18 protein-coding genes, 1 tRNA gene and 1 CRISPR repeat array are annotated in these 24,380 nt (G+C 69.1%); of the genes, 3 read left to right on the forward strand and 16 right to left on the reverse strand.

Annotated features, from left to right (window positions below):
• Window positions 1-4: 4 nt before the first annotated feature.
• Window positions 5-154: direct repeats of the CRISPR family, unit length 28 nt; unit sequence GGAAGATCCCCGCGCGTGCGGGGACGAC.
• 18 nt (window positions 155-172) lie between these two features.
• The 10 genes from cas2e to CcI156_RS08705 form a co-directional block, all read right to left on the reverse strand.
• Complete coding sequence (gene cas2e / locus CcI156_RS08660) at window positions 173-451, reverse strand: type I-E CRISPR-associated endoribonuclease Cas2e (protein ID WP_011434500.1); 279 nt, start codon at window positions 449-451, stop codon at window positions 173-175.
• The gene (cas1e, locus tag CcI156_RS08665) at window positions 448-1,440 is read right to left on the reverse strand and encodes a type I-E CRISPR-associated endonuclease Cas1e (protein ID WP_076805249.1); all 993 of its coding nucleotides are present in this window, start codon (window positions 1,438-1,440) and stop codon (window positions 448-450) included. Before cas1e ends, cas2e begins: the two co-directional genes overlap by 4 nt.
• A gap of 1 nt (window position 1,441) precedes the next feature.
• Window positions 1,442-2,269 carry a type I-E CRISPR-associated protein Cas6/Cse3/CasE gene (gene cas6e, locus CcI156_RS08670; RefSeq protein ID WP_076805251.1) on the reverse strand — a complete coding sequence of 276 codons (828 nt, stop codon included), beginning with the start codon at window positions 2,267-2,269 and terminating at the stop codon, window positions 1,442-1,444.
• Between the two features lie 7 nt (window positions 2,270-2,276).
• Window positions 2,277-3,107: a type I-E CRISPR-associated protein Cas5/CasD gene (cas5e, locus tag CcI156_RS08675; protein ID WP_011434497.1), complete on the reverse strand. Its 831-nt coding sequence runs from the start codon at window positions 3,105-3,107 to the stop codon at window positions 2,277-2,279.
• Complete coding sequence (gene cas7e / locus CcI156_RS08680) at window positions 3,104-4,258, reverse strand: type I-E CRISPR-associated protein Cas7/Cse4/CasC (RefSeq protein WP_076805252.1); 1,155 nt, start codon at window positions 4,256-4,258, stop codon at window positions 3,104-3,106. The genes cas5e and cas7e overlap by 4 nt, the downstream gene beginning before the upstream one ends.
• Window positions 4,259-4,336: 78 nt before the next feature.
• Window positions 4,337-4,957 carry a type I-E CRISPR-associated protein Cse2/CasB gene (gene casB, locus CcI156_RS08685; RefSeq protein WP_011434495.1) on the reverse strand — a complete coding sequence of 207 codons (621 nt, stop codon included), beginning with the start codon at window positions 4,955-4,957 and terminating at the stop codon, window positions 4,337-4,339.
• Between the two features lie 26 nt (window positions 4,958-4,983).
• Window positions 4,984-6,636, reverse strand: coding sequence for a type I-E CRISPR-associated protein Cse1/CasA (gene casA / locus CcI156_RS08690; protein WP_083718391.1), 1,653 nt, complete (start codon window positions 6,634-6,636; stop codon window positions 4,984-4,986).
• A gap of 362 nt (window positions 6,637-6,998) precedes the next feature.
• Complete coding sequence (locus CcI156_RS08695; RefSeq protein WP_076805253.1) at window positions 6,999-9,887, reverse strand: CRISPR-associated helicase/endonuclease Cas3; 2,889 nt, start codon at window positions 9,885-9,887, stop codon at window positions 6,999-7,001.
• Between the two features lie 256 nt (window positions 9,888-10,143).
• Window positions 10,144-11,379 carry an acyltransferase gene (locus tag CcI156_RS08700; RefSeq protein WP_023840577.1) on the reverse strand — a complete coding sequence of 412 codons (1,236 nt, stop codon included), beginning with the start codon at window positions 11,377-11,379 and terminating at the stop codon, window positions 10,144-10,146.
• A gap of 308 nt (window positions 11,380-11,687) precedes the next feature.
• Complete coding sequence (locus CcI156_RS08705) at window positions 11,688-13,769, reverse strand: glycosyltransferase family 2 protein (protein ID WP_254847335.1); 2,082 nt, start codon at window positions 13,767-13,769, stop codon at window positions 11,688-11,690.
• A 763-nt stretch (window positions 13,770-14,532) separates the two neighbouring features.
• On the opposite strand from CcI156_RS08705, the gene def reads away from it, so the two are divergent.
• Window positions 14,533-15,216: a peptide deformylase gene (gene def / locus CcI156_RS08715; protein ID WP_076805254.1), complete on the forward strand. Its 684-nt coding sequence runs from the start codon at window positions 14,533-14,535 to the stop codon at window positions 15,214-15,216.
• A 91-nt stretch (window positions 15,217-15,307) separates the two neighbouring features.
• Window positions 15,308-15,925 carry a class I SAM-dependent methyltransferase gene (locus CcI156_RS08720; protein ID WP_023839953.1) on the forward strand — a complete coding sequence of 206 codons (618 nt, stop codon included), beginning with the start codon at window positions 15,308-15,310 and terminating at the stop codon, window positions 15,923-15,925.
• On the opposite strand, the gene CcI156_RS08725 is transcribed toward CcI156_RS08720, so the two are convergent.
• The 5 genes from CcI156_RS08725 to CcI156_RS08745 all read right to left on the reverse strand — a co-directional run bounded on the left by CcI156_RS08725 (window position 15,908) and on the right by CcI156_RS08745 (window position 20,596).
• Complete coding sequence (locus CcI156_RS08725) at window positions 15,908-17,089, reverse strand: hypothetical protein (protein WP_076805255.1); 1,182 nt, start codon at window positions 17,087-17,089, stop codon at window positions 15,908-15,910. The genes CcI156_RS08720 and CcI156_RS08725 overlap by 18 nt on opposite strands.
• A complete protein-coding gene (locus CcI156_RS08730; RefSeq protein WP_011434487.1) occupies window positions 17,076-17,807 on the reverse strand; it encodes a class I SAM-dependent methyltransferase in 732 nt (243 codons plus the stop codon). Before CcI156_RS08730 ends, CcI156_RS08725 begins: the two co-directional genes overlap by 14 nt.
• Before the next feature lie 10 nt (window positions 17,808-17,817).
• Entirely contained in the window at window positions 17,818-19,221 is a 1,404-nt protein-coding gene (locus tag CcI156_RS08735) for a glycosyltransferase family 4 protein (protein ID WP_011434486.1), read from the reverse strand.
• A gap of 488 nt (window positions 19,222-19,709) precedes the next feature.
• A tRNA-Ile gene (locus CcI156_RS08740) sits at window positions 19,710-19,783 on the reverse strand.
• A 63-nt stretch (window positions 19,784-19,846) separates the two neighbouring features.
• A complete protein-coding gene (locus tag CcI156_RS08745; protein ID WP_254847336.1) occupies window positions 19,847-20,596 on the reverse strand; it encodes a DUF3566 domain-containing protein in 750 nt (249 codons plus the stop codon).
• Window positions 20,597-20,789: 193 nt separating this feature from the next.
• On the opposite strand from CcI156_RS08745, the gene CcI156_RS08750 reads away from it, so the two are divergent.
• Window positions 20,790-21,518 (forward strand): hypothetical protein, encoded by a 729-nt coding sequence (locus CcI156_RS08750; RefSeq protein ID WP_049760793.1) that lies wholly within the window; start codon window positions 20,790-20,792, stop codon window positions 21,516-21,518.
• Window positions 21,519-21,683: 165 nt separating this feature from the next.
• Here CcI156_RS08750 and gyrA read toward each other — a convergent pair whose 3' ends face one another.
• Entirely contained in the window at window positions 21,684-24,188 is a 2,505-nt protein-coding gene (gyrA, locus tag CcI156_RS08755) for a DNA gyrase subunit A (protein WP_076805256.1), read from the reverse strand.
• Window positions 24,189-24,380: the final 192 nt, after the last annotated feature.

Here is a 24,380-nt window from a genome sequence, read left to right on the forward strand (position 1 = left end):
CGTTGGAAGATCCCCGCGCGTGCGGGGACGACCGCGCCGGGTTGTGGCCCACCCTGCCGGGTGACGGAAGATCCCCGCGCGTGCGGGGACGACGTTACCGCCAGCCAGATCTGCGCCGGACCACCAGGAAGATCCCCGCGCGTGCGGGGACGACACTTGTTGACCTGCGGGTTTATCGGCGAGATCGGGCAAACAGTATCAGTCCGTCGTAGTCGACGGGCTGGGTGCGGTTGCGGCCGGCGGTGCGGGCGGCCCAGCCTTGTTCGTTCGTGGCTGGTTCGATCATGATGGCTTGGCCGTCACCGACGCGTTGGGAGAGCAGGGTCCAGAGCCGGTCGCGGACGCGGGCGCTGGGGTTGCCGACGAAGACGCCCGCCGAGATTTCGATCATCCAGCGGGTGAGGTGGCCGCGGAGGCCGTCGGCGGTGGCGATGAGGACGATGACGGTCACCAGGGTGGGGGTGGCTGGTCGGTGTCGGGTCCGGTGACACCGAGGATGGTGGTGTCGTCGGTCTGGTCGGCGAGGTCGGCGGCCCAGTTGACGCCGCCGGGGACGTGGCCGTCGAGCTCGTCCCACAAGTGGAGTGCGTCCTCGTCGTTATCTCGGGTTCCTTCCTCGATGAGGAGGTCTTTGATGTCGTGGATGATGCGGGCCATGAGGTGCCCGTCAGCGACTTTGTCGCGGAAGGCGGTGCGGATGTCGCGCTCGTCGGTGAGGCCGGCGGCGGCGAGGTCGAAGGCGAGGGGAATGGTGTAGTCGGCTTTGTACAGGTCGGCGATGTCGAGGACGAAGGAGGTGGCGGCTCCGGTGTGGACGAATCCGAGGGCGGGGCTGGCGCCGATGCCGACGATGGCGGCGTGGCAGATGCCGTAGAGGCAGCTGTGTCCGGCGGACAGGAGCCGGTTGATGTCGTCGCTGTCGGCAAAGGGGTCGCCGTGGGTGTAGACGCGTTTGTTCCAGGTGACGCCGGTGCGGGTGGCGTGATCGCGGTAGATCTTTTTGATGCGGGCGCCTTCCCGGCCGCGGAGTTGTTGCATGGTGGCGGTGGTGACGTCGTCGTCGGGGAAGCGTTTGGCGTACATGCGGCGGGCRACGTCAAGGCGTTCGCTGGTGYGGGTGACGAGGTAAGCCTGGCGCATGAGCAGGCCGGCGCCGCGGCTGGGTCCGAGTCCTGYGGCATACATGCGTACGCCGCGGTCGCCGACCCAGCACAGGGCGGTGCCGGAGTCGGCGAGCAGGCGCACGGCGGCGCTGGTGATGCGGGTTCCGGGACCGAGCAGGACGGTGGCGACGAACGCGGCGGGGACACGGACGGTGCGTTCCTTGTTGACCAGGACGACGGCGTTGTCGTCGCGGTCAACGTGGCATTTCTCGACGTAGAGCGTGGAGACGCGGTCCTCGACGCGGTGCAGGTCCTGCGGATTGGACAGCCACCACATGTCAGCGGCCGGCCTGKTCGGTGTGCAGGGGCGCGAGKGTGATCAGCCCGCAGCCGTAGGCCTTGGCAGGGCCGACGCCGTGCAGGAGAGTGGCGCGGGCGCGGGCGGGATCGGTGACGCGCAGGGCGCCTTCGAAGGTGGCGGTGTTGAGGACGACGCGGCGGCCAGTCTTCTCGGTGTTCTTGGCTTTCTTGGGGAAGGTGAGGCGTTCGCGGGCGGTGAGCCGTAGCGCGGGGGCCGGCTCGTCGGTGTCGCCGGGGCCGTCGGGCTGGTTGCGGGGGCCGTCGGGCTGGTTGCGGGGGCCATCGAGGTCGGCGGTGGTGAGCAGGGTGAATCCCCAGCGGTCGATGCGGTCAGTGAGCCAGGTCGTCTGGTGGGCGGCGGTGCGGTGGCCGACGCGGACACCGCGGGGGCGGGGGGCGGCGAGGTGTTCCTTCTGGRCAGGGGAGGGATTGTCGGGGGTGCGGGTGGCGCTGACAGTGTTCGCGCGCAGCCGGAAGCGGAATTCGCGGCCGGTGTGGAGGCGGTCGAGCAGGGGCTGGTAGTCGCGGACGAGGACCTGGGGTTCGTCGGTGTGGATCCAGCCGGCCTGTTCGATGAGGTGCTCCCAGGACGGCGTGGATTCGGTGAGAACGAGGACTTCGGCGCGGTGCGGTCGGTCTGCTCCACGGAGGCCTTCACCGGTTTCCAGTCGCCACAGGACCCGTTCGGTGACGGGTTGGCGGCTGAGCCCGCCGAGGACGGCGGCGTGCATGCGCTGGGGGTTCTTCAGTAGCGCCTGGGCGCCGGTGCGCAGCGGGTTCAGCCAGATCCGGGACAGGTAGGTCATGGTCCGGTCACCATCCGAGAATCGCGAAAGGATCGTGGTGCGGGGTGGTGCCCTCGACGTTGTCGGCGTCGGTGAGCTCGTAGGGGGGTGGGAGGTGGACCCAGCTCTGGTGGACCCGGCGGCTGGTGAACCCTCGCTGGTGGGGATCGAAGGTGGTCGGCAGGTCGATCCGGACGTCGTCCCCGTCTGGGTCGTCAACGGTGACGGGTAGGTCGATGCGGCGGAGGCGGGGTGGCCTGCGCCGGGCGAGGGCGTCGCGGTGGTCGGGGCGGGCCTGCCACGGCACCTGCCGCAGGACCTCCAGGGCGCTGCCCGACCACAAAGCGGCGTCCGGCTCGCTGTCGGGAACGAGGAGGAGGGGGTGGGTCGGCGGGCAGGCGCGGCGGCCGAGCGCGAGGGGAAAGGCGGGGGTGCGCAGCGCGTCGGCGAGGGTGGTGAGCACCGGTTCGGGTGCGGCGAGGGCGGCGACGAACACGGCGTCCTGCAGGTAGAACCGCTCGGTGACGTGGGTGTGCTTCGCCGGGGACGTCGGTTTCTGGAGGCCTTTCGCGCTGACCGCGGCGGAGGGTAGCGGCCGGCCGCGGTAGTCGCTGACGGTGTGGTAGTCGCGCAGCAGGGTGCCGGGCTGGTCGGTGCGGATCCCGAGGGTGAGGCTGAGGAGGTCCTCGATCGGGTCGGTGCGCCGGCGGCCCTGGGCGGCGGCGAGCAGCCCGATGATCCCGCTCTTCGTCGGTTCGGTGAGGGTGTCGCGGCGGTTGAACATGCTGCGGGAACCCCAGGACTGCAGGGGGCCGGCGAGGCGCAGCACCAGGCAGTGGCGGGGCGGGTCCTGGCTCATCGGACGCTGCTCATGAGCCGGTCGCGGGCGGCAGCCACCACTGTGTCGAGAACCTCGTCGAACGGCTTCGGCTCGCCGAGCGCCTTGACGATCATCGCCGTGGTGTCGGTGTTGGTGTTGGTGTCGTCGGGGGCGCGGTAGGTGGAGGCGAGGATGTCGGGCTGGAGGCCCCACAGCGTCGACGCGCTGTTGAGTTCGATGGCGAACTGCTCGAGGGATCCGGTGAGGACGCCCCGGCCACGGGGCAGTACCGGCTTCTCGAACGCGGAGACAAGGTTGACCGGCTGGTCGGGGCGGATCGCGATGGTGAGCAGGTTCGGCACGGTGCGGTGGGCGAAGGAGTTCTGATGGCCGGTCGGCATGGAGGTGGTGAACGCGGTGAGGAACACCCGTAGCGCCTCGACGGTCGCCTCGATGTCACCGCCGAGGTTCTCGGCGAGCTGGTGCAGGCCGACGGTGGCGAACCGGTACAGCGTCGCGGACTGGAACTCGACCGTGCCGATCATCCCGGCGCCGGTCTCGTCCTTGGCGTTCTGGTCGTCAACGGCGGTGTAGTAGTCGAACTCGACGTCGACGGCATGGGTGGACAGGGCATGCGCGACCTGGGTGGCCGCGTCGACGTTCAACGACGCCAGGTCGGCGACCATCCGCCCGAACAGCGCGACGTCGATCGGATGGTCGCTGCCGAGAGTAGCCAGGACAGGCACATCCTTGACCGCGGCGAGCAGATCGCCGTCGCTGAGATCGGCGAGGCGCGGCACATCCTCGACAATGAGGTCGATGAGCCGTTCGAGCTGGGGACGGCCAAAGAACAGCAGATAGGCGGTCTCCGCCGCCTTCTTCCCCGCACTGATCTTCAGAGCGGTCAGAAGGCTGGTGGCGATCCGGGTGCTGGTTTCCGCGTCGAGCGCGCAGCGGGTTGCGAGCCGTTCCGCGAGCAGCGCGGAGATCCGCTTGGTGCGTGTTCCGAGCTGGGCCTGATCGATGTGGTCGGCGAAGGCGGTTCGCGTCGCCCGCTTCCAGGCCTGGGACGACACCCGGGCCCGCTTCACCCCGCCATAGACGGCTTGTTTCGGGGTACCGGCGTCATCTCGGTTGAGGTTGGACGGAKGGACGGTCTGCAGGATGTGGACGTCGATGTAGCAGCGCATTGGTAGATGCCTCTTTCTGCTGGGTCAGGACGGGAAAGCCCCGGTGCGCGGAGGCAACGCCGGAGGTTAGACGGAAGATCAGGAAGTGCCGGACGCGGCGGCCGGGGTAGCGGCTTTGTCTTTCGGGGGCCGGTAGAAGTACTGGGCTCCCCACCGGCGGCGTACGTCGCCGATCCGCTCGGGGGTCTGCCAGGCGATGAGGTCCCGCCAGAGTTGGGTGTAGTCGAGACCGACGGGGACCTGGCGGAACTGGCGGACCAGACCACGCAGGTGGTAGGCGGCCTCGTCCAGGGTGGTGGCGGTGGCCACGGCGTTGAACCGCCGGTCGACCGCCTCAGGACTGAACTTGTCGCTGCTACGCAGGCGTAGAGCAGCCTCGCCGAGCCCGATGCCAGGCTGATACGCCGCAGTGGGCAGGGACTGCTGGTGCACCGCGAACAAGGTGAGCGCGACGTGCTCCGCGGTCAGGGACCAGGTTCTGCGGCCATCGACGGTGAGCGTGGAGTAGTAGCGCCACATCTCCGGGACGCTGCCAGGCTCGCGGCCAACACCGCGGCGCAACACGGCCAAATCCGCCCCGTCGGGCCGGTCGCCCTTATGGTCCCGTTCCCAGAAGTGCCGTGGCGATGTCGTCTCGCGTGGCGATGTCGTCTCGGATGATGTGGACGATGCGGACGGCGCCGCGGTTACCTCGGTCATCAGACCTTCCTGACGGGTCGTGGGAATCAGGCGGCGGCCAGAGCAAGCCGGTTGTCCTCGTCCTTGCCGAGCACGTCGTTGAGCGTGCGCCGGAATGACATCTCGGCGCCGGCGAGGCGGGCGCCGAACGGCTCACCGGGATCGCGGCCCAGGAACGTCTCAGGACCGGCAGCGGACAACACCGGGTCGACGACCTCCCACGCCAACCGCCGAGCGAGGATCCGCCACGCAAGTTCGGCCCGCTTGGCGTCCTCCGGATGCTGCTGCAACCCGGCTAGCAGCCGGTGCACCGTCGGATTGAAGCTGTGGATCAGTATTTCTCCGAGCCGCTGGCCCTTGTCCCACGGCAGCTTGTCCGTCGCACCGGCAGCCTCACGAAGATCGTCGCCGAGACGGTTGGCGGCGATCCGCAGGCTCTCGGCCTGGGCCGCCACCGCCAGCACGGTCTCACGGACCGCGGAGTCCCGTGCCAGCGCGGTGACCGGGAGGGGAATCTCATCGGCCATTACCTCGTCGATCACCGCCGACTGCGTGCCGTACTTCACCCCGACGGTCAGTACCTGCAGTGGCAGATCATCGGGGACATAGCCGTCGTCACGCAGCCGGGCGAGCTGCGACAGCGCCGTCGGCGCGAACACTTTGTCACTCGACAAGGGCGTTGTGGTCAGCAGAGCCTCCAGCCCGCGCCAGGCCGACCGGCCCGGCTGATGCCGCACCGGACGGACCGGCGGCTCGTCGGCTTTGGGCTTGTCAACCTGCCGCCACGCCGTGTGCGGTTCGAGTGCGTGCACCGATCCGGTGAGCCGGTCACCGGCGGTGAGCACCACCCGTCGGACCGAGACATCCTCGACAGCCGTCGGGTCTGCCTCGGGCACGAGCCGGATCCGCMGCGACTGCCAGGTCAGCAGATCCAGTAGCCCTTCCGGGGCGCGAGTCTCCCAGCGGGAGGTGGCGCTGCTTTCGGATCTCCATTGCGGCCGGTCCTTCTGCCGCAGACCGTGCCGCAGGACGGGGATGCTGAGCATCAGCGTATGGAAGAGCGTCTCACCCAGCGGCAGGACGATCCCGAACTGCCCGAGCGGCCCGGTCGGGTTCCCCATCGTCTTCCCCGTCTTGACCTTCGGGTCATYCGCCGCTCCGGTCTTGATCGCGGCGGTGTCCCAGCAATGGGCTGCGAGCAACGCCCGTGCCGCCGCAGCGGGCGTCAGGCTCGGCGGGTCGTTCTCGGTCCGGGAACTGAACAGCGGAACATTGTTCCCCGAGGCCAGCCGCGGAACCAGCAGCGACACCGGCTTCGTCTCGTCCTTCGCGGTCCGCAACCCGGCGACCTGCGCAAACGGAGCCGTCGGATGAAACAGATGAAATCGTGCCGCCTGTCGGATCAGATACGACTCGATGCCCTCCTCATCCTCAGCCCGATCTTTCCTGATAATCCGGTCGAAACAGCCAGCCTCCCACCGCTGTGACCACTCCTCGTCGGTACGGGGGGCGCCGAACACGTCCAGGACGACGGGCAGCAGGACCTGACGCAGCACCGCCACGGCTTCGAGCGGATCATCAAGGGCCAGCCCGTCGATCGTGTGAGCGTCGACGAGCGCCTTCCTGATCCCCACCTCCAGGCGCCGCCCCCGCTTGATCACTGGGATCCATTGCCCATCGATCAGGTTGAAACCGTTCACTCATTCCCCCGTTCGTAGGCCCCGGCCTGCGCCGACCGTCGGTGGCTCAGCCGAGATGTACCAAGGGCCACCGACAGTTTTGGTCGACCGCGACGGCGCGGCACGTCGGCTGCTACCGATCGTGCGGCTCCTGCTAGGAGATGGACATCTGGCGTCGCCACATCAAGGATCTCCTAACCCATGGCGACCAGATAACTGGCCGAACGGTGCCCATGYTCCCGCCTCGCACCGAAAGTAGCACATACAGTGACGTATGGGGTGAACCGGTATATCTGCACGGATTCGCCTTGTCTCGGAGCATGGGAGTCAGCCGTCCCATCTTGAGCGCCGAGAAGATCAACACCTTGCCCCGGTCCGGCAGTTCACCCTTTACCAGCAGCCGGTCGAGTATCAGCAGCCGGTCGAGGCGCGAGGCTCAGCCCGAGCTTGTTGTCATAGGTCAGGTGTCGCCCCCCGAGGATCGCCGACATGCGATCGTCGAGAATCAGGGCGCGGGTGCGGCGGAGCCAGGAGTCGCCGTCCCAGCCGGCCAGGGGAGTCAGTTCGGCATGCGCCGCGGCGGTGATCTCCTTGTTCGCGGGCAGGCGGATGGTGGCTCCGACGACCTCTTCGAGGACCGCGTCGTCAGACACGGCAACTTCGCCGATGTGCCCGAGCGATCGGCCCGCGAGCGTGAGATACCCGGCCGGTCCGCGGCGGACGAGGACGACCTCCACGGACTCGTCGCTGTCACGGACGACCGCGGTGAGGCGTTCCTCGGTTTCCAGCGGCGCGGTCGCCTTGTCGTGCAGACCCTCGAGCGTGGTCAGGCCCAGACCGTCCTCGCCGGAAAGCAGAAATCCGGTGGCGTTCACCCGGCGACGACGCTCCTTGGCCTCCCATTCCTGCCTGGCCTCGGCCGCGGCATCAGCCCAGCGCGCCGGACCGAGAGGCTCATCACCGTAGCCGAGAGCGACGAGGCCGGGCACGTCGGCGGGAATCGACCATCCACCACCCGTGGCGGCTTCGGCGACGAGAGCGGCGGAGCGCAGCAGTAGATGATCCCCGTACACGGCCCGGCTACCGGCGGGCCAGAGTGGCACAGCCCCGTCGGGCAGCCGCAGACCGCTGACGATCACTTTCGGGTCGCGAAGCCGGGCCGGTCKCTGCCCGGTCGGCCGGTCATGCCGATGCAGCCGGCCGACCCGTTGCAGCAGAAGGTCGATGGGGGCGAGATCGGTGACGAGGATGTCCACATCGACGTCGAACGACTGTTCGGCCACCTGGGTGGCCACGACGACGAGCCGCGCGGGCCGGTCCTGGGCGTTCTCCCGTCCGGGGGGGCCGAGCTTGTCCACGACGTCTTCCGTACGGCTCGCGCGTTCGGCTGCGGTGAACCGGGAGTGCAGCAGCACCACGTCATCACCGAACGTCGTCCGCAGCTCGGCGTAGACGACCTGGGCCCGCTGGACGGTGTTACACACGACGAGAGCGCAGCCGCCCTCGCTCACCTCCGCCGAGACAGCGGCGGCGATGCTCACCGGGGCGAAGTCGGTGGGCTCTGCCAGGATCTCTACCGCAACGGGCACGGACTCACGCCAGGGTGACTGGGACGTCACGGAAAACCGGGGCTTCCCGTCGGCCATATACACCGCGGTGGTGCTCGGGTAGCCGGTGGGCCGCGGCAGATCGGCGAGGTCGACATCGGGGCGCTGCAGGGCGCCMTGCAGATAGGCGCCGGCGAGCTGTGCACGCAGTACCGGCGGCAGCGTCGCGGACAGAACGATGACCGGCACGCCGGTGTCGGCGAGCCAGCGCAACGCCTCGAACAGGAACTGCGCCATGTAGACGTCGTAGGCGTGTACCTCGTCAAGGATGACGACCCGGCCGGCCAGGCCGGCGTGCCGTAGCATCACATGCTTCGTCCGGGTCGCCGCCTGCAGCAGGTGATCCACCGTGCCGACCGTCACCGCAGCGAGCAACCCCCGTTTCGATCCGAAGAACCACTCCGCGGCCGCCGCGGCGCCCGCCAGCGGTGCGTCGCGACGACCCGGGCCGCTCGTACCCGTACCGAAATCGTCGGCCATCCCATACTCGTCGAGATCGTCATGCACGTCGACGAACCGGACCTGCGACCGAAGTGCCGCCCACTCCTTGTTGAAACGAGCCCGGCCGTGCAGTAGGCCGATCGGAACCTCGGGATCCACCGCGGTGAGCCAGCCGCGGACCCGGCTGAACATCGGATCGCTCGTCGCCTGCGTCGGCATTCCGACGAACACCCCATCCGCACCGACCTTGCCGGCCAGTACCTCCGCGGCGGCGAGCGCCRCCTCCGTCTTCCCCTCACCCATCGGCGCTTCCAGGATCAGTAGCCCGGGGCCGGGCATTTCCCGCACGGCCTGGACCGCGGCGCGCTGCGCCGGCCGGGCTGGCTTACCGAATCTGTGGTGCACCAGGTCAGACTGGTTGCCGGGTGCGGGCCGGTCGGAGCGCCACCCRCCACGCAGACCCAACTGTGCCCAGGCTCGCTGTGCACGCTCCCGCGAGCCCTTCATCGAGATCTCCGCCAGATCCGACAGCCCACCGAAATGCTCTTTGTCGCTCGCGACCCAGTCTGCCATGATGATCATCCCGGATAGGGCAAGYTGACCTCCGCGGGATGGTGTTCRCAGCTCCGAAAAGGAAGCCAGGTCAACGTTGAGGTCGCCGGCCACCCGGTCGACGAACGCACGTTGGACGTCGAGCCACGGTCCGGCGCCGTGGACGGCGGGCTTGTGCACAAGACGGCCACGGTCCGGTATCAGGCCGTGATGGCCCGCGACCAGYGGCCACACCCAGTCACACCCCGGCCGACTCCAACCGACCTGCGGGAGATACTTGCGGACGATGACAGCCCCCGCCCGCGCGTGATGYCACTGCCGGCCCTGCTGAGGAGTCACCCCTCGCCAGCCAAGCCCGGCAGCCCGAACGCGCTGCGCCAAACCCTCGTCCTTCATCTGAAAGGYCGGCGTGGCCTTACCGACATCATGCAGGCCGCACAACAGCGCGAACAGAGACCGCCCGCGACCATCGCTGCAATCATCCAGACGATCCCGAATGGTGGATGCGAGKAAACGATCCCAGACAAGTTCGCCCACCGCCGCCGTATCCAGAAGATGGCCGAGGAGCAGGTGCATCGATCCCCCCGCCTTCTCCGCCGACTTCCCCCATATCATACCGAAGAACTCATCATCCATGAAGACTCCCATCCCAGATATAATGGACAGCCCCATTCAAGCACCTTGCGAAATGAGCCCGTTCATGGGGGCTTGGACGTGACATCGGCCGTCGTAGAAATGCTGTTGACGGCTTGCCTGATTCGTTTTACTGATTATTGAGCTGTGCGTTCTCCCAGCCCTGAAGACAGGAAATCACTGGAAAGATCCCCGCGCCTGCGGGGACGACGGGGCCTCCAACGGGAGACGATCCGCGCGCGGCCGGCGCACGTAGCGCAGCCGGCGCAGACCGGGAAGCCTGCGCCACGCCACGTCAGGGAACTGGCCGTGCCGGTCGCACCGGGGTGGACACCGGGGCGGGGGACACCGGGGCGGGGGACACCAAGGCGGGGGACACCGAGGCGGACACCGGGGTGCGGCGGAGCTTCTCCACCAGGATGGACAGCCGGCGGCCCGGTTTCTCCAGGACGACGTAGCTGATCCATCCACCGAGGACGCCGACCGTGACCAGCATGGCGGCCACCCACGGAAACGCCGACGGCGCATGACTGACCAGCCCGTGMCGGTCCAGCACCAGCAGCAGAATCGGCTCATGCCACAGATACACGCTGTAGCTGATCATGCCGAGCCAGACGAATGCCGGGGTGGCGAAGAACCGGCGCCACAGCGTGTCGCGGGGTGCCAGCACGGATGCGGCGAACAGCACACCGAAACCGATTGAATTCAGCGTGGAGAACGCCTCGAACGATGCCGCGGTGTGCCCCCGGACCAGCGCGCCGGCGATGATGAGMCCGGCGGCGACAAACCGCAACGCACACGCGAGCAGGGCGGGCAACGGCCGCTCCCGACCCCATCGGACATAGAGAACCGCAGTGATCATTCCGAGKCCGAAGTTGCCGGCATAGTTCTGCGGCGAGAACCAGTACGCCCACTGGTCGTGCTGAGCCCGCACGATGTAGACCGCATAGACGATCCAGACGGCGGACACCACGATCAGCAGGACCGGCGGCAGGCAGAGCCGCCGCCAGCGATGCGCCTCGGGTAGTCGATGAGTCTGCCGCCGCAGCCARCCGGCGACCAGGGCGAGGTATAGATAGAAGTAGACCTCGACGGCCAGCGACCAGGCCGGGCCGATCGTGTAGAACACCCGCTTGCTGTCGAAGACCTGGGTGAAGGTCAGGTGTTCGACCAGGTCGATCCAGTCGCCGGGCAGAGTGGGATTACGCGCCGCCCACACGACGATGAGCGCCGTGTAGTACAGCGGAAGAATCCGCAGTCCACGACGTATGAGCGTGTTCTTGGGTGACCGTTGGGTCCGGCCGGCCCTGACCCGGTTCGCCATCGGCATATACAGCAGGAACCCGGAGACCAGGAAGAACCAACTGATCATCCCGTCGAAGGCGCCGAGGACCTGGCCGAGGAACGTACCCGCGTACGGCGTGTTGCCATCCCCGCGGCAGAACTGATAGGCGTGAAAAATGATCACTGAGATCGCCGCCACGCCGCGGAACCCGCCCAGGTCGACCAGCTCGAGCCTGGGATCGCCCACCGTCGTCCGTCGGCGACCGCGGCGGTTCCCTCCGCTCTCTCCGGTGATACCCACCCCCCCGGCCCGCGGCCGGGCCGAGGTCCGGACCGGCACGGTCGGCCGCTCTCTCGGCGGCGGCACTGGCGGCGGCGGCACTGGCGGCGGCGGCACCGGCGGCGGCGGCACCGGCGGCGGCGGCACCGGCGGCGGCGGCACCGGCGGCGGCGGCACCGGCGGCGGCGGCGGGGGCTGCGCCCACCAGGACGGGAGAGCCGGCGCGGGCAGAACCCGGGACCTCGGCACGATGTTTCGAGGTCCGCCTGGTGTGGTCATGACCTGGCTTCGGGGTAAGGGACCACACCGCCCGCCGCGGAGCCAGCTGGAGGTGCGGAGCCAGCTGGAGGTGCGGTCGCGCCGTCCGGCGTGACCGGGTCGGGCTGCGGCACGGCGCGTGGGGTCACGTGCCACTCGCGTTCCCGCAGCAGCTCCTTCACCGGTGCCAGCCGGGCGATGACGTTCTTGAACTCGCTGTAGACGATGTTCATCAGGCAGAACTGGACGAACCAACTCCGATGGCGGCGGATCGTGGGGTCGGCGAGGGCGTACGCGAACAACGCCTGGATCGGGCCCGCCATCGCCGAGAAGAGTGTGGCGACCACGTACAGGGAGACGTTCAACCGGAAACCGTGCCCGGACTGCGGGTGCAGCAGACCGAAGACGATCAGCGGATACATCTGCAGCGAAAGCCACGGATATATCTCGCGCCAGCCCAGCAGCCAGAGCAGGCCGAGTTTCTGGCGGGCGGTGAGGTCGGGTGAGCCGACGGCTTTCCACAGATGCCGCTGGGAGACCTGGTACCAACCCTGCGCCCAGCGCAACCGCTGCCGCCACAACGCCGACATCGTCGTCGGCGCCAGCTCGTAGGAGACCAGTTCCGGGTCTGCGACGATCCGCTCACCGCTCATGATGGTGCGCAGACTCGCGTCGATGTCCTCGGTCAGCATCGACCCGCRCATACGGGTCTGGTGCAGCAGGTCGGTCCGCCAGTAGCCGTTCGACCCGCCGAAGATCCCGAAACCATGCATCCTCGCCCGGCCGGGATGACTCACCGCATAGATCGACTCGAATTCCACGGCGACGGTGCGGCTGATCCGCGATGCCTCTCCGTTCCGGATCACRCAGTGCCCCTGGACGACCGCGGCCCCGTGCGACAGCCACCGCCAGGCCCGCCGGAAGGCGTCCGGTGCCGGATGATGATCCGCGTCGAAGACACCGACGAACTCACCGGTGATCATTGGCATCGCCGCGTTCACGTTCTGCGCCTTGGAGGTGCTGGTCGGCACGTGCATCGGGATGAAACGGGGATCGGAATCGGCGATCCGCGCGAGCGTCTCCTCCACRGGCAGGTATCGGGGAGTGTTATAGGCGAGGATGATCTGTAGTGGACCCGGGTAGTCCAGCCGGAGGAACGCCTTGACCGTGTCGACGATCGTGGCCGACTCGTTCGGCAGATACGCGGCGATGATGGCGCTCGCCGCCGGGAACGGCGCGGCGGGCGCGTCCGGGCACTTCTCCGGTTCGAGCGCCGACAACTGCTCCAGGTAGGTGGTGAGGGTAGTGCCGGCCAGCGCGATGGCCAGGAGTGCGAAGACGACGTGGGTCGGGTCGAGGCCCAGTGTGAACAGTGTGCTGTAGATCCCGAACGGGAGTCCGAGGCAGATCGCGGTCGAGACGACGATCTGGACGGCGTCGGACGGCCGCAACCGTGTGTGCAACGGGCGCCCGGAACGTCGCGGCTGGTTCTCCGCTGGTTCCATCTTCGGGTCGTAACAGACGGGGACCATGTCGAGCTGCCCTGCGGCGAGCCCCATGGCCAGCCGGGCCCGCCGCAGGGCGGTGGCATCATCGATGGTGTCGTCCACCTGGACGAACCCCGGAACGGGGGTGACCCGCAGACGCTCGCCGTTGACGGCGAAGTCACAGCTTGCGACCGTACGCACGATCTCGCCGAACGCCGCTTCGGCGGAGCGGCCCGGCCGCGTCGGCAGGACGACGACCACCTCGCCGGGGCGGCCCTGGCCGATGGCGGAGCCACGCCACCGATGCAGATCACCTGCCAGGGCGGCGACCTGATCGAGTAGAGACAGGCAGGCGCCCGGAGCGAGGCGCTCGCGCAGCCGGCCGAACTCGGCGATGTACAGAAGGCCGACGACGCAACTCCGGCCCGTCGATCGAGTACGGCTCCGGGCCTGCTGGACGGTCGCGATGGCGCGATCGTGGTGCTCGTGATGGTAATGCCGTCGTCCTGGCACCCGCATGACCCGCCGCCATCCKGATCCATCCGGGACGGCGAGGTCACTCGTTCCCGGATCCAGATCCACCACCACGTACTCCGGCGGCGGAACTGCCATGTTCGGTGTGTTGATCCCCCCCGGCGTCGGCCTTTCAGCGACCGTTTCAGCGAAATTCGCAGCCATGAACTGAACTCTCGCTAGATTCGCCGGATAATTCTAAGTCTTTTTGGTGTAGGGAGTCGTGGGAGTCGGGGCAGCACTCCTCTCTCCTGGCCGGAAGGTAAATACCTGGGAGAGTGATTCTCTACTGGTTCAGCTTTATCGTGGCCGACACCATACCAGTCGGGGTTCGGGTGTCTGTTGGTGGGCCGTGCGCCAGGGGRAGACGATACGTTGCGTTAGCGGCATGCGAGTTAGATTTAACGTTCTGTTCATCCTTTGCGGTAATCATTCTTACCCACGCGGATCGCGGACGATTCAGCGTCCGCGATCTCTGCGGGAACGGCGATAGGACGCGGCTGGACACGGCTGGACACGGTCGGGCATGACCGCGTGCGACCGGGCACGGAAAAGGCTCCCCGTTTCCGGGGAGCCTTATGTGCGTATGGTGTTGGTGAAGTTGCGCCATGCAATGAACAGTCTGAGGTCCGCGCTCTTCCCGCAGGTAGCGGCCATGATGGCGCCGCACCTGGTGACACTGTTGATCACGGGAGTGACCAGTCCGCCGAGCGGACAGGGGGTGCGATCTGTCAAGCTCGTAGCGAACGAAGCACGTCGAGGATCGGCGGTGGCGCGGGGCCGATCCTGCCGATCGGCAGGATCGGCCCCGCGCCGACTCACGCGCAGGCGCGCCCCGGTCGGATGGAAGGAGATGCTCGCCATGGCCTCGCGCTTGACGCGATCTGACGAGAAGGACGAGAAGGACGAGAAGATCGATCGGCGGGTCCGGGTGCTGGGGGAGCCGGTGGACTCCTACCCCCAGCTGCCGCCGGAGGTCGGCCGCGGTTCCATCCGCAGGATCACCGTTGTCGGCGAGCCTGTTCTGCACCGGCCCTGTAAGAAAATCACCGAGTTCGGGACCGCGGAGCTCGCTGCGCTGATCGATGACATGTTCACCACCATGTACGGCGCCGAAGGTGTCGGACTCGCCGCGAACCAGATCGACGTCGACGCCGCGGTCTTCGTCTATGACTGCACCGACGAGGACGGTGTGCGGCACGTGGGCCATCTGGTCAACCCCGTCCTGGAGGAGGCGCCGCCGGCGGAGCGCCGGCTCGTCAAGGGGGATGAGGGGTGCCTGTCTGTTCCGGGGGCCTACATGGAGGTCGCCCGGCTGGAGCATGCTGCTGTCCGCGGTCAGGACCAGCACGGTGCCCCGCTCCGCCTGGAGGGAACCGGCTATTTCGCCCGTTGCCTGCAGCATGAGACCKATCACCTGTACGGCAGCCTCTACCTGGACCGGCTGTCGAGCCGCGGACGCAAGAAGGCCCTCCGCGAGATGGAGGAGCGGACCGAGGAGATCTTCGCCCGCCGGGTCGAGGTGGCCGCGCGGCTCGGCAGGTAGCGAGCCACCGGCGCGCGCTACCTGTCCTGCGAGGAAGGCTACCTGTCCTGCAAGAAAGGCTATCCGTCCTGCGAGAAAGAGAGAGTCGGCGGTGGATGTGGTGTTGCGGCGGGCGGCCGAGGCGGCGACGGGCTTCATGCCCACGGAGGAGGGCCTGGCGCTCTACGCGGCGGCAACACGGGTATCGGCCGGCGGCCTGATCTGCGAGGTCGGCACCTACTGYGGTAAGTCGACCCTGTACCTGGCCGCGGCCGCCCGGACGGTGGGAGCGACGGTGATCACCGTGGATCATCATCGCGGGTCGGAGGAGAACCAACCCGGGTGGGAGTACCACGACGCCGATCTCGTCGACCCGCGTAGCGGCCGGCTGGACACGCTGCCCTTCCTGCGGCGGACGCTGGAGGACGCGGGCGTCGAGGACGTCGTGACGGCGGTCGTCGGCCGCTCCGAACGGGTGGGGCGATGGTGGTCGACCCCGGCCGACCTGCTCTTCCTCGACGGYGGGCACACCGAGGAGCAGGCCCAGGCGGACTACGAGGCCTGGGCCTGCCACGTGCGGCCCGGCGGTCTCCTGGCCATCCACGACGTCTTTCCGGACCCGGCGGACGGGGGCCAGGCGCCCTACCACGTCCTGGTGCGGGCGCTGACGGAGGGCTTCCGCGAGCTGTCGTGCGCGGGTTCGCTGCGCGTCCTACGCCGCGTCGACTGAGCGGCATCCGCATGCCGGCCGCTGCCGAGGAAGCCGGCGTTCGGCGGGCGTCACCACCTCCGTMCCCGTCCGCGGCTCCGTCCGCGACTCCGGAAGCCGCCTGCCGCCCTGCCGAGGCTCGTCGGACTCCTTGTCGAGGACACAGATCCCCTCGGGGAGGCCGTCGCCGCGGAAGAGGGTCTCGGTGACCCCGCCGGCCAACGTGTCGACCGCGAGGATCACCGCCGCCGCGGTCCAGGTCGACTGTTCGGCCGGCCAGAACGTCGCGGTCTCGAACTGCCAGCCCGTCCAGTAGCTCCCGTCGGCGTGCCGCAGGTGCTGCATGTCCGTAACCAGCTTGGTCGCCGCGGCGGTCTCGCCCACGAGATGCAGGGCGATGGCTAGTTCGCAGGTCTCGGCCCCCGTGACCCAGGGCTCGTCGGCCACGCAGCGGATGCCCAGACCGTCGACGACGAAGTCGTTCCACCGGCTGGTGAGCCGGGACCGACCCGCGGACCGGCGCAGCGCTCCGCCGATCACCGGGTAGTACCAGTCCATCGACCACCGGTCGCGGGGGGCGAAGTACTCTGGGTGAGCGACGAGGGTGTGCCGCAGCGCGCCGGTCGCCCGTTCCCAGGCCGGTGGCACCTCCCCGACCAGGGCTGCGAGCGCCATCCCGCAGCGCAGGCTGTGCAACGTGCTGGAGCATCCCGTCAGCAGGGCCTCGGGGTAGTCGACACCGTCCGACGACCGGGCCCACCAGATCTGTCCGGTCGGGCTCTGCATGTCGACGACGAAGCCCAGGGCTGCCTCGACGACCGGCCAGATCCTCGTGAGGAAGGCGCGGTCACCGGTGGCCAACCAGCGGTGCCAGGCTGCGGTGGCGACATAGGCGCACTGGTTGCTGTCGGCGAAGTCCTCCTTGACCGCGCCGCCGACGTAGCTCGTCGCCCAGGATCCATCCGGCCGCTGGTTGCGACACAGCCAGGCCCACGCGGCGTCGGCGGCGTCGACCAGGCCGCCGAGGTCGAGGGCCATGGCGCATTCGAGGTGATCCCACGGGTCGGTGTGGCCACCGGGATACCAGGGGATGGCGCCGTCCGGCTCCTGGACGACGGCGATCGCGGTCGCGGTCGCGGTGAGCGCCTCGGGGGTCAGGACCGGAGCAGACTCAACCGGCYGCACGCGTTACCTCCGGTTTCCTCAAATACAGCACGATGCTCTTGCCGATGATCGGATTGAGGGCCCGCTCGGCGAGCCGGGTGATGCGGGGACGGCGCATCATGTCCCACACCAGCAGCCGGTGGTAAAGCCGCGTCGCCGGATGGTCGTCGTCGTGGACACCGACGAGACACCGCAGCCACCAGTACGGGGCGTGCAGGGCGTGTGCGAAATGGGTGCCGGCCGGTTCCAGTCCCACCGCGATCAACCGGTCACGAAGCTCGTCCCGGCGGTAGATGCGGACATGGCCCCCCTCGACGCTGTGATAAGCCGTCGACAGGCTCCAGCACACCTGCTCGGGGAACCGGTTCGGGACGGTGACCGCCACCCACCCCCCGGGCCGTAGCACCCGGGCGATCTCCGTCATCGCCGCCGTGTCGGCGGGCAGGTGTTCGAGCACCTCGGCGGCGATGATCCGGTCGAAGGTGCCGTCGGCGAACGGCAGCGCCAGCGCGTCACCGCGCACTCCGGCGGCCTTCGCCTTGGGCGGAGCCTGTCCCTCCAGGGCCATCGCGGCGAGCATCGCGTTGACGCCGGCGACCTCGCCGGCGGAGTGGTCCAGCGCGATGACCTCGGCGCCCCGTCGGAACGCCTCGAACGTGTGCCGTCCGGCGCCGCAGCCCAGGTCGAGCAGCCGGCAGCCCGCGGAGACGGGAAACTGGTCGAAGTCGACGGTCAGCATGCGTCGGCCGTCAGCCGGTCAGCGTCGACGACGCCGGTGCGGACGCCGCGGCGCCGGGTGTGACGGCGCCGGGTGTGGACAGCGGTGCCGGCGTCCACTGGGCCGCCGGTCCCGGTCCCGGTCCCGGGGCCGGGACCGGGGAGGTGGGCGTCCCGCCGACCGCCGCGATCCGCTCGGCGTACCAGTCCGCGGTGGCCGCGGCGGCCGCCCGCCAGGAGAACCGCGCCTCCACCCGGCGGCGCCCGGCGGCACCCATTCGGGCCCGTCGTTCGGGATCATCGAGCAGGGAACCGATGGCGTCCGCCAGGGCTCCCGCATCCCCCGGTGGGACCAGCAACGCGGCCTCCCCGTCCGGACCGGCGACCTCGGGCAACGCCCCGGCGGTGGTGGCGACCAGCGGGATCCCGCAGGCCATCTCCTCGACGGCGGGCAGGCTGAACCCCTCGTAAAGCGAGGGAACGACCGCGACCTCGGCGGAGCGCAACAGGTCCACCAGCTCCGGTTCCGGCATGTTGGAACGGAACGTCACGGCGTCGGCCAGGCCCAGCTCGGCAACCTGGCGCTGGGCCGTTCCCCCTTCGCGGACCTTGCCGACGCAGACCAGGTGCGCCGAGCGATCCACCCGCAGCTTCGCGAGCGCCTCGAGCAGGACAAGCAGGCCCTTAAGCGGAACATCGGCGCTGGTCACGACGACGACACGGCCCGGAACCGCCGGATTGCCCGCGGGCGCCGGCGTGAAGACGTCGGCGTCGACTCCCAAGGGAACCGTGCGCATGACCGTCGGGGGGAGGTTCATGTCCGCGATGATCTCTCGCCGGGAGCTCTCCGACGGGATGACGATGCCATCCAGCCCCCGCGCGACCCGGGCCTGCATCGGGAGGAACGAGTACCACCGGCGCAGGCCCAGCCGGGAGGTGAAGGTGGTCGCCGCGGCGAGGTGCAGGCGGCGATCGACCGTGATCGGATGATGCACGGTGCCCACGACCGGGATCCGGTACGGGCGCAGGGCTGCCCGCAGCGCCAGCAGGCCGTATCCCAGCCCCTGGTTGTCATGGACGATGTCGAACGGCGGCCGACCCCCGGATGCCCTGGGGCGCAGGGCTTGGCAGGCACGCAGGCTGAAGGCGAGCGGCTCGGAGAACTGGCCGGTCCGCATCATGGCGAACTCGACGACGTCCGGCAGGCCGTGGAACTCGGCCAGTCCGGGCCACCGGAACGGGTCGGAGTCCCGGTAGAGATCAAGGCTGGGCAGTTCGGTGAGGCCGACACCCTCCTCAAGCACCGGGTACGGCGGCCCGCTCACCACCTGGACGCGGTGCCCCAGGGCGACCAGTTCGCGGGACAGATGTCGGACGTACACACCCTGGCCACCGCAGGTGGGCAGACTCCGGTACGACAACAACGCAATCCGCAACTGTGCGCCCTMCGTCCGTCTCGGGCCATGTCCTGGTTYCTCGACGTCGAGGGTGGCGCCGCTTCCTGGCACATTAGGATATTGAGTGCCGATCTTCACTGAAATGGGCCGACACTGTGTCCTGGCCGTGTGCCCTGCGTCACATTAGGACTCTTCGTCGTGAGTCCAAGATCTGYGGCAACGAGGGAGACTTGCCCATCCAGAGGGTTTTGTGTCCGCTTTATCCCGCAGGCGCGGGGATCTTCCCGGATCACCGGTGGACGGTTTATGCAGCCGGGAGTCGTCCCTGTGGCGTTGCCCGCGACCTCGCGCAGCACGTCGGCCCGGGCCCGCTCTCAGACCTCGCCGCCACCGACGGCCCGACCATCCCACCGGGCACGGCGAGCGCCGAAGGCGCAACACGGGGGGTCAGGGGGCTTGGCCCCTCGGCCAGCATAACGGGCACGGCGAAGCCGCCCAGAGGGCGGCGATCATGATTGGCTAGCGCGTGGACCTAGGTGGACTTGAACCACCGACCTCTTCCTTATCAGGGAAGCGCTCTAACCGACTGAGCTATAGGTCCGTGCTGCGAGTCCAAGAATACAGGACGGCGGCGCAGGAGCGGGACCGCCGCCGTCCCTCCAAGCTACTGATCACTCAGAGTCAGCTCGACGCCGCCGATCATCTCGGCGCAGAGGTTGTAGAGCAGGGCACCGAGCGTGGACAGCGCGGTCATGAGGATGACGTTGATCGCCCCGATGAGCAAGCTGATCTGCATTGCCCGGCCGAACGACAGCCATCCTCGGATGTCGGTGCTGCTGCTGTCGGTCAGGGTATCGGCCGCGTCGGAGACGCTGTCGAACACGCCGATCGAGTTCAGGACGAACCACAGCACGGCGATCGCGACGAGCAGAACCACAAAGACGCAGAGGGAGAACRCGAAGCTGACCCGGGTCACCGTGAGGGGATTGACCTTGGACAGCTTGAGCTTGGCCCGCCGGCCCTGACCGGGCGGGCGGGCGGAACCGGACGAGCCGGGACCGGACCGGCCAGGGGAGTGACCGGCACCCGCCCGCTCAGCGGAGACCGGCTCGAACTGGTCGTCGAGCGCACCGGGGGAGGTCGTGGTCACGCTGTTCAGAGCACCCGTCGTCGTGGTGGTACCCGCGGACTCCGGCGCCGCGAGCGGCCGGTCGTAGGCCGCCGTGGGGCCGGCACCGCCGGACCTCCCCCCCGCCGGACCCGGCGGGGCGGGGCGTACCGGATCGGGGGCGGGCATGCGCTCGGGCGCGGCACGGYTCCTGTCGGGCTTCGTGGTACGGCTCCTCGTCATGCTGGGCGGGCGGACCAGGGAGATCGTGTCGGTCTCCCGTGGCCGCTCGGCCGGGGGCTCCACGCGAACTGCCGGCCCCCCTGGCGTGGCTCGACCGGGTCCGGGTGGCRCCAGGCCGAGGGACTTCGCCGGCGACGATACGGCGGCCGGGCCGAGTTTCCGGGTAGCCGAGCCCGCCTCGTCGGAGTGGGTTCCAGCGGCCCCGGTACGAGCCGACCCGGATGGGGACACCGACGACGTTCCGCTGGCACGTCCCGTGGAGGTGCCAGCCGAGGACCCTGCGCCCGACACACCCGACGCGCCCGCGGAAGAGGTGGACAAGGACCGCGAGGACAAGGGGGACTTCGCCCCGTCGGGGACCGATCCGGAGCGGGACGCCGCCGAACCCGCCGCACCCGAACCCGAACCCGCCGAACCCGACGCCGACGAGCCGGGTTCAGCCGAATGGGCTTTTGACGACCCGGCCTTCGACGACCCAGTCGAACCCGTCGGCCCCCCGGCGGAGGACTGCGGCGGGTCCGCCGCGCCTCCGGCCGGGCCGCGGCCGCCCTCCCGCTCATCCACGGGCCGACCGGACCGCCCGGGCCGCTGGAAGAACGGATTACCGGACTCGGGCCCATCGCCGGCCGCGGGCACCTTCACCGTCTCGCTGCCGGCGTCCTCCCCACGGCCGTCCCGCAGCGACAACGAGCGGCCCGCGGCGTCCGCCGCGCGTCCCGACGCCGGGCCGGCGCCGGCCCGGCGGCCGGCTTCCGAATCACGCCCGGCGGAATCGGAAACACCAGCGGAACCCGCGGAATCCGGGCCCGCGGAATCCGGGCCGGAGGAGCTCGCGCCTCTGGCCGCGCCGCCAGCACCGGAGGAACCAACGGAAGCGGGTCTCACCGTGGACCGTGGGCCGGCCCCGTCCCCCCCGCTCGGCCGGCGGGACTGCTCGGTGGCACGCGATCCCTCCGCCCCGGCGGCCGAGGAGGGGCCGCGGTAGACCGCCGACCGGGCTGGCCGGTCTTCCTGACTGTCACTCACGGACTCTCCCGGTTCAGTCCTGACGGTGTGCACGGGTCCCGCGCACACCCGTCCCCTCGGGCGGCGTCGTTCTCGGCGTGGGTGGCCACGACCACGAGATCGTCAACCTCTCGGGGGCTCGCTCTCAGCTTTCCTGGGGCCCGGCGTCGATACGAGCGTCGGTGTCCTCCGCATCAGCATTACGTGCGACTCCGACAACCTGYACCCCGGACTCCAGATCGATGAGCCGGACTCCCATGGTCTGCCGCTGCGCCCGCCRTACATCCTTGGCAACGGTCCGCAATACGCCCCCGTTGGAGGCGATGGCGTAGAGCTGGTCGTCGGGATCGACGACGAGTGCCCCCACCAGACCACCGCGAGTCGAGACGATCTTAGCGGTCAGCACGCCCTTGCCACCACGGCCCTGCACCGGGTACTCGGCCAGCGGCGTCCGCTTCGCGTATCCACCGGAGGTGGCGACGAGCAGATCCGCCGTCGTACCCGGCACGACGACGTCCATGGACAGCAGTTCGTCCTCGGCATCGAACCGCATACCGATCACACCCGAGGTCGCCCGRCCCATCGGCCGCAGCTGCTCGTCGTCGGCGTGGAACCGGATCGACTGGGCGTTACGGCTGACCAGGAGCAGATCGTCGCCGGGCGCCACGAGCCGGGCGGCGATCAGCTCGTCGTCGTCGCGCAGATTGATCGCCACCAGGCCACCGGCCCGGTTCGAGTCGAAGTCATGCAGCGCGGTCTTCTTGCACAGCCCGCGCTTGGTCGCCAGGACCAGGTAGGGGGCGGCCTCGTAGTCCTTGACCGCGATGACCTCGGCGATCCGCTCGTCCTGCCCGAAGGCCAGGATGTTCGCGACGTGCTGACCCTTGGCCGACCTGGCCTGCTCGGGCAGCTCGTGCGCCTTCGCCCGGTACACCCGGCCCTTGTTCGTGAAAAACAGCAGCCAGTGGTGGGTGGTCGTGACGAAGAAGTGCTCGACGATGTCGTCCTCGCGCAGCGCCGCGCCCTGCACGCCCTTGCCGCCGCGGCGCTGCGAGCGGTAGAGGTCAGTCTTGGTGCGCTTGGCGTAGCCACCGCGGGTGACGGTGACGACCACATCCTCCTGGGCGATCAGGTCCTCGATGGACATGTCGCCCTCGAACGGGACGAGACGGGTCCGCCGCTCGTCGCCGAACTTCTCGACGACCTCGGCGAGCTCCTCGCCGATGATCTGCCGCTGCCGGGTCGGCGAGGCCAGGATCGCCTCCAGATCGGAGATCTTCGCGCGAAGTTCGGCCGCCTCGTCGATGATCCGCTGACGTTCCAGGGCGGCGAGCCGGCGCAGCTGCATGTCGAGGATGGCGGTGGCCTGGATCTCCGACAGCGAGAAGCGTTCCATCAGCTGGCCGCGGGCCACGTCCGCCGACTCGGCGTTGCGGATGAGGTTGATGACCTCGTCGAGGTGATCCAGCGCGATCAGCAGACCGTCCAGGACGTGCAGCCGCTCGCGGGCCTTGCGCAGCTGATAGCGGGTCCGGCGGACGATGACGTCGATCTGGTGCTCGACGTAGTAGCGGACCATCTGGTCCAGGCGCAGGGTACGCGGCACGCCGTCGACGATCGCCAGCATGTTGACGCCGAAGGTGTCCTGGAGCTGGGTGTGCTTGTAGAGGTTGTTGAGCACGACCTTGGCGACGGCGTCGCGCTTGAGGTCGATGACCAGCCGCTGGCCGATGCGCGCCGAGGTCTCGTCCCGGACGTCGGCGATACCGGTGACCCTGTTGTCCCGGACCAGTTCGGCGATCTTCTCGGCGAGGTTGTCCGGGTTCACCTGGTAGGGCAGCTCGGTGACGACGAGCTGGGTGCGGCCCTTGTTCTCCTCGACGTTCACCACCGCCCGCATCCGGATGCTGCCGCGGCCGGTACGGTAGGCCTCCTCGATGCCGTTACGGCCGACGATGAGCCCCGAGGTCGGGAAGTCCGGACCCTTGATCAGGCCGATCAGCGCCTCAAGCAGCTCGGAGTCGCTCGCGTCCGGGTGGTCGAGCGCCCACCGCACGCCCTTCGCGACCTCGCGCAGGTTGTGCGGCGGGATGTTCGTCGCCATGCCAACCGCGATGCCGCCGGCGCCGTTGACGAGCAGGTTCGGGAACCGGCTGGGCAGAACAAGCGGCTCCTGCGAACGCCCGTCGTAGTTCGGGGCGAAGTCGACCGTCTCCTGGTCGATGTCACGCAACATCTCCATCGCCAAGGGCGCCATCCGCGCCTCGGTGTACCGCATGGCGGCGGGCGGATCGTTGCCGGGCGAGYCGAAGTTGCCGTTCCCGTCGACCAGCGGGTAGCGCAACGACCAGCCCTGCGCGAGCCGGACGAGGGTGTCGTAGATCGCCGTGTCGCCATGGGGGTGGTAGTTACCCATGACGTCCCCGACCACGCGGGAGCACTTGAAGTATCCGCGGTCGGGGCGGTAGCCGCCGTCGTAMATGGCGTAGAGGACCCGGCGGTGGACGGGCTTGAGCCCGTCGCGTACCTCCGGCAGCGCACGGCCGACGATGACCGACATGGCGTAGTCGAGATACGACCGCTGCATCTCGACTTCGATGCCGATGGGCTCGATGCGGTCGCCGGGGGGAGGAGGTAGGACGTCGACCACGGGGTCCTTCCAGGGCAGTGGGAGCAGTCGTCAGGGCGTCAGGGCGGGACGGGCGCCCCGGGCAACGGGGCCGGGTGGACCCGACGGCGGGCGGGATCCGGAGCCCTCCGTTCGCCGGGCCGGACCGTCGGGATCGCCGCGCCCGGACCGACCTGAGGGGTCACCCGACGACCGGTCCGAGGCACGCGACAC

This window comes from Frankia sp. CcI156 (assembly GCF_001983015.1).
Taxonomy (GTDB): domain Bacteria; phylum Actinomycetota; class Actinomycetes; order Frankiales; family Frankiaceae; genus Frankia; species Frankia casuarinae.

Coding starts and splice junctions, on each gene's coding strand:
- casB (WP_011434495.1), bottom strand. CDS start 4,957: ATGACCGAGGTAACCGCGGCGCCGTCCGCATCGTCCACATCATCCGAG.
- cas5e (WP_011434497.1), bottom strand. CDS start 3,107: ATGAGCCAGGACCCGCCCCGCCACTGCCTGGTGCTGCGCCTCGCCGGC.